We start from the raw sequence: 4,508 nt of genomic DNA on the forward strand, positions 1-4,508 counted from the left end.
CGAGGATGCATAATTCTGTATAAGGCGCTCTACGTTTCGGTGGCCTATCTCCTTTAAGCACCAAGGAATTCGACGAACATCTGATTAGCGACATCATTTCAAACCTGATCTAACGACACCAAAGATGACATTCGGTGCGCGTCAGATTAGGTCAAAATCTCCTCAAAATCACCTTACATGATCCGACTTACCGTGAGGCTATTCGCTGGTCGTTTGTATCGGACCATCCGCCGCCCAATGCCTTGAAGAGTGCAACCGCTGCGAGCGCAGATTCTGCTTGAGCTTGTGCTCGTGCATCTGATGCTCTGAGAACGCTTTCATCCGCATGTAATACATCGATCTGACTTGCTGCACCTTTCTGGAAGGCGATATAGGACGATTGTCGTGCGCTGGCAATTGAGGCTTCTCCAGCAGTGAGGGTTGTCACTTCCGTATCGCTATTCATTGCACCGGAAACGGCATTTTCTACGTCTTCCGTCGCTCTCAAGGCGGATTGCTTGTAATTTGCGACAGCCTCAGCGGCTTGTCCTTTTGCTTGGTTGATTTCAGCATTGATGCGTCCAAAGTCAAATAATCTCCAACGCAAGCCCAGAACTCCCGCCGATTGCTCTGCACCGCTCGTGAAGAGATTCTTACTTGAGACGGCAGTGGCGTTACCAATCAGCGCGCTGATAGAAAATTGCGGGTAATACTCTTTGACCGCAACACCGACCCGTGCGTTCGCTGCAGCGAGTTTGCGTTCTGCGACAATCAGATCTGGTCGACGACGCAGTAGGTCGGCAGGTGCACCAATATGATCAATGCGAGGTGCGGTGGGAATTGGTGTGGCTGCAAGCAATGTAGGGCGGGTGGTACCAGGCTGCACGCCTAAGATCACATCCAATCCATTCATTGCCGCATCGAGTCTAGTTTGGAGGAGTGGCAACGCTGCTCGCGCTTGAGACAGGCTACCTTCAGCTTGGTGTACTTGGTATTCGGCCAAGAGCCCTTTACTGAGCAGGAGTTTTGCTTTTTCAAGCAGTGCTTCTTGTGTTTTGACTTGCTTCTCGGCGATCTCTAATCGGGTTTGTAATCCTCGGATCGTGATGTATAGATTGGCCGTTTGTGCTTCGACGGTTAGCCTCGTTGCGACCGCCGCGGCTTCGGATGCTTGATATTCTGCTATTGCACCTTGCCGTTGTTCGCGCAGACTTCCGAAGAGATCAAGCTCCCAACTTGCTGCGAGATTGAGTTCGTAGGCGTTGCCATTGCGGTTAAATTTTGGCGATGAATTCAGTACTTGACCTAGTGGTGTTTCGATTGACTGATGAGATCTTGCCGCCTGACCACTGATATGAGCAGATGGCAGAAGGGCGGCTAGCGCAGCATCATTGCCCGCCTTACTCTGTTCAACTCTGGCAAATGCTTGCGCCAGATCAAGATTCTCTTTGAGCGCTTTCTCGATCAGTTCTGTCAGGACGGGGTCATTAAATCCTTCCCACCATGCTTCTAATTTGAGCGTTGTGGGTGGCGATGTAAGCGAAGTATTTGCTTGGCTTGTGTAGTTTCCAGAGAGTAGCTGGTCTGGCGTCTTATAAGCCGCTTGTGTGGTGCAGCCTGCAATGAGACTTGCACCTATTAGGAGAGTGAGTGGTCGAGTGGATAGCATGTTGGTTCCTTTTCGATGGTTATTTAGCAATAGTTGCAGCTAAGCGAATGTTTGGTTGTTTTGTTTTTTGGTTTAAGTGTGACTATATTACAGTTTGGTCACATATTGTCAACCTTCTCCGTTCGCGTTAAGCTGTGAACATGACTACACATATGCAACCCCCCAATACCCGTGGCCCTCTGGATCATAGTGTCCGAGAACAAATTGTTTTGGCAGCCACTGAGCACTTTGCGCATTACGGCTTTGAAAAGACAACAGTGTCTGATCTCGCGAAATCGATTGGATTTTCTAAGGCGTACATTTATAAATTTTTTGATTCAAAGCAGGCCATTGGCGAGGTTATTTGCTCAAACAGGCTGGCTTTAATGACCGAGCACGTCACGGTGAAGGTAACGAGTGCTCCGAGTGCAACGGAGAAAATTCGCCGTCTTTTTAGCGCCCTTGTCGAGGCGGGCAGTGACTTATTTTTCCATGACCGTAAGCTTTACGATATTGCTGCTGTGGCGTCGAGAGATCGTTGGCCATCGACGCAATTGTATGAACAGCAATTGCAAAAAATGCTCGAAGACATCCTTATCCAAGGGCGTCAGGATGGTGAGTTTGAACGCAAAACACCGTTAGATGAGTTAGTCAATGCGGTTTATATGGTAATGCGTCCCTATGTGATGCCAGTGCAACTTCAATATAACTTAGATATTGCCAATAGCTCTGCCGTGCAACTCTCGGCATTGATTCTGAGGAGTTTGTCACCTTAATAAGTTGACGCTGACAAATCATCCTTATTTCGATGTGACTATTGACTTAATTGGTCACTAGTTTAATAATGCGGTTCTTTCTATTCATTTTTAGGGGAACCCATGCGTCGGCTTACACCCATCAATCTTGTTCTTTGTTCTTCGTTTTTGGCACTTGTCGCATGCGGCAAGTCGCCCAACGCGGTTGATCCTCGTACGCAAGTGCCCGTTGTAAAGACGGCCACGATTCAAAGCGCTACTACATCAACAACGACTTTTTCTGGCATCGTGGCCGCACGGGTCCAGAGTGATCTTGCTTTCCGTGTCAGCGGAAAAGTCATCGAGCGGCTTGTCGATACTGGTCAGATCGTGCGCCGAGGGCAGCCGTTAATGCGTCTCGACCCCGTTGATCTGGGATTGCAGGCACGCGCGCAGCAAGATGCGGTGGCGGCTGCAAAAGCACACGCAAAGCAAACGGCTGATGACGAGATACGTTATCGCGATCTAGTGGCGGCTGGCGCGGTCTCTGCTTCCACCTATGATCAAATAAAAGCATCGGCTGATAGCGCAAAGGCGCAACTAAGCGCTGAACAAGCACGTGCTGATGTCGCCCACAATGCCTCAGGCTATGCCGTTTTACTTGCCGATGCCGATGGCGTGATCGTTGAAACCTTGGCAGAACCAGGGCAGGTGGTTAATCCCGGACAGGCTGTCGTTCGGTTAGCGCATGCAGGGCAGCGTGAAGCCATCGTGCATTTACCAGAAACAGTCCGCCCAGCAGCGGGAACAGTGGCGTCAGCGACCTTATATGGGAAGGACAATATTCACCTGCCAGCCAAACTACGGTTGTTGTCCAATGCCGCTGATCCACTCACTCGTACGTTTGAAGCGCGATACGTCCTTGAAGGTGAGCTGAGTGACGCTCCCCTTGGTGCGACAGTGAATATCGATATTCAGCAGGGCAATGCATCAGACGGCGGATGGCAAGTCCCGACGGCTGCAATTGAGGATGCTGGGAAAGGCCCAGGTGTGTGGGTGGTGTCAGGTTCTCCAGCAAAGGTGAATTGGCGTCCAGTACACGTTCTCAGTATCGGTGACGAAACGAGCCGCATCTCGGGCTCGTTGAAATCGGGAGAGCAAATTGCCGCCTTGGGTGTGCATCTTTTGCATGAAGGTGAGCACGTAGCGATTGTGGCGAAGGAAGGGGTGCATCCATGAGTTCTGGTCGATTTAATCTCTCTGCCCTTGCTGTGCGTGAACGCTCTATCACGGTATTTTTGATTTTTTTGATTTCAGTTGCGGGTATTCTTGCCTTCTTTAAGCTCGGTCGTGCAGAAGATCCTCCCTTTACTGTTAAGCAGATGACTGTGATTAGTGTGTGGCCGGGCGCTACTGCACAAGAAATGCAGGATCAGGTTGCTGAACCCTTGGAGAAGCGTCTCCAAGAGTTGCGCTGGTATGACCGCGCCGAAACCTACACACGACCTGGTATGGCATTTACCATGGTATCGTTACTCGATCGTACGCCACCATCTGAAGTACAAGAACAGTTCTACCAAGCACGTAAAAAAGTCAGTGACGAAACAAAGAATTTACCCGCGGGTGTCATTGGTCCGATGGTAAATGATGAATTCTCCGACGTGACATTTGCATTATTTGCCTTGAAAGCCAAAGGTCATCCGCAGCGGTTATTAGTGCGAGATGCTGAGGCCATACGACAACGCCTTTTGCACGTAGCCGGTGTAAAAAAAGTGAATATTATCGGCGAACAAGCCGAACGAATTTTTGTTTCATTCTCGCACGAGCGATTGGCAACCTTGGGTGTTTCACCACAATCTATTTTTGCTGCGCTCAATAACCAAAATGTACTGACGCCTGCAGGTTCGATTGACACAAAAGGTCCGCAGGTGTTTCTGCGTATCGATGGCGCTCTCGATCAGCTCGATAAAATTCGTCAAACACCCATCGTTGCACAAGGACGAACATTCAAGCTTGAGGACATTGCAAAGGTCGAACGTGGCTATGAAGATCCTGCGACATTTTTAATTCGTAACAACGGGGAAGACGCATTGCTCCTTGGTGTTGTGATGCGCGATGGCTGGAATGGATTGGATCTTGGTAAAGCG

4 protein-coding genes are annotated in these 4,508 nt (G+C 49.7%); 3 read left to right on the forward strand and 1 reads right to left on the reverse strand.

The window, feature by feature from the left end:
- Positions 1 to 187: 187 nt before the first annotated feature.
- Entirely contained in the window at positions 188 to 1,648 is a 1,461-nt protein-coding gene (locus AC1W8Y_RS14875) for an efflux transporter outer membrane subunit (RefSeq protein WP_482015275.1), read from the reverse strand.
- Between the two features lie 140 nt (positions 1,649 to 1,788).
- On the opposite strand from AC1W8Y_RS14875, the gene AC1W8Y_RS14880 reads away from it, so the two are divergent.
- The 3 genes from AC1W8Y_RS14880 to AC1W8Y_RS14890 all read left to right on the forward strand — a co-directional run.
- Positions 1,789 to 2,403, forward strand: coding sequence for a TetR/AcrR family transcriptional regulator (locus AC1W8Y_RS14880; RefSeq protein ID WP_423015435.1), 615 nt, complete (start codon positions 1,789 to 1,791; stop codon positions 2,401 to 2,403).
- A 102-nt stretch (positions 2,404 to 2,505) separates the two neighbouring features.
- Positions 2,506 to 3,600 (forward strand): efflux RND transporter periplasmic adaptor subunit, encoded by a 1,095-nt coding sequence (locus AC1W8Y_RS14885; protein ID WP_482015276.1) that lies wholly within the window; start codon positions 2,506 to 2,508, stop codon positions 3,598 to 3,600.
- A partial coding sequence (locus tag AC1W8Y_RS14890) for an efflux RND transporter permease subunit (protein ID WP_482015277.1) occupies positions 3,597 to 4,508 on the forward strand: 912 nt, incomplete at its 3' end. The genes AC1W8Y_RS14885 and AC1W8Y_RS14890, both read left to right, overlap by 4 nt.

Source organism: Jezberella sp. (assembly GCF_964834465.1).

What these genes read in the sequence shown, in the direction of transcription:
- AC1W8Y_RS14880 (WP_423015435.1), top strand. Translation starts at nt 1,789, where the DNA reads ATGACTACACATATGCAACCCCCCAATACCCGTGGCCCTCTGGATCAT.
- AC1W8Y_RS14875 (WP_482015275.1), bottom strand. Translation starts at nt 1,648, where the DNA reads ATGCTATCCACTCGACCACTCACTCTCCTAATAGGTGCAAGTCTCATT.
- AC1W8Y_RS14885 (WP_482015276.1), top strand. Translation starts at nt 2,506, where the DNA reads ATGCGTCGGCTTACACCCATCAATCTTGTTCTTTGTTCTTCGTTTTTG.